This window comes from Alcanivorax sp. HI0083 (assembly GCF_001635175.1).
Genome location: NZ_LWFX01000126.1, coordinates 1 through 1,102, shown reverse-complemented (window position 1 = coordinate 1,102; position 1,102 = coordinate 1). Strand labels below are relative to the sequence as shown.

Annotated in this window: 1 protein-coding gene; it reads right to left on the bottom strand. The window is 57.2% G+C overall.

Annotation, left to right across the window (positions count from 1 at the left end; genetic code table 11):
* Nucleotides 1-131: 131 nt before the first annotated feature.
* A partial coding sequence (locus A3754_RS01445) for a PAS domain-containing protein (protein ID WP_063518666.1) occupies nucleotides 132-1,102 on the bottom strand: 971 nt, incomplete at its 5' end.

The following is a 1,102-nucleotide window of genomic DNA, read 5'->3' as shown; positions in this document are numbered from 1 at the left end:
TGCCGGTGGCACAGCTCTTTGTGACCATCACGCTCACGCAACAGGACACCATAGCGCCGCGCGAAGCCGTAAGGCAGCAGCGACGGAGGAAGCTCCATATTGTCTGGCATCTCCAGGTGCTCAGTCATAGCTCAATACTTGTCCATTAGGTTCTCGACCACATCACGGGTGACCGCATTCAACGTCAGGAACTGAAAGCCCACCTGATACTCGCCGGGGGCATCCAGGGTTTCAGCCCAGACCACCCGGGCGTCGAAACTGACCGTATTCACACCCGCTATCTGGTCTGGGAGCACCATGCCCAACTGCAATTGTTCGCCATGGGGCAGTTCCCGGCGGGAAAACAGCTTGAAGCCATCCACGCTCAGGTTCATCAACCGCCCCACGTTACCACCGGTGCTGCGATCAAACACTACCATCTCGCGGAACAGTTTCTTGCGCGGGTTGCGGCGGTGGTCGCGGGCGCTGTCCTTGACATCGTTTTCGTCATCGGCAGGACGCAGTACCACCACCACGCCGGTGACGTTCCCCGTATCATCGGTAATGGCATTGGCACGCACCGACAAGGCCAACAATCCGTCCTCGTCTGCGGTGTACAAACTGTGCTCGTTTTTCCAGCTTTCGCCCTGCAGGCAGGCATCTCGCAACGGGGAGTCGTCCCAGCTCCAGCGCAACTTGCCGGCATCGTCATTGAACAACAGCTCCGCCATATCGTTGCCAACCAGGGCATCACGGTTCTGTCGCAGCAGGGCACAAGCCGCCTCATTGCAAAAGGTGACCTTGCCCTCGGCATTGGCTCCGATAAGCGCTTCACCCAAAGCATGAAGCAAGCGTTCGTTCTCGTCCTTGAGCCGCTTCATCTGCACCACGGCCTGCTGCAACTTGCGCCGCTGGCGATCCAGTTCCAGGAAAACACTGACCTTGGCTTCCAGTATTTTCTGGTCGATGGGTTTGAACAGATAATCCACAGCGCCACATTCGTAGCCCTTGAAGACATATTTCTGCTCTTTGGAGATCGCCGTAACGAAAATGATCGGAATGTGGCGGGTCTTCTTGTTCTTGCGCATGAGTTCGGCCACTTCGAACCCATCCATCTCCGGCA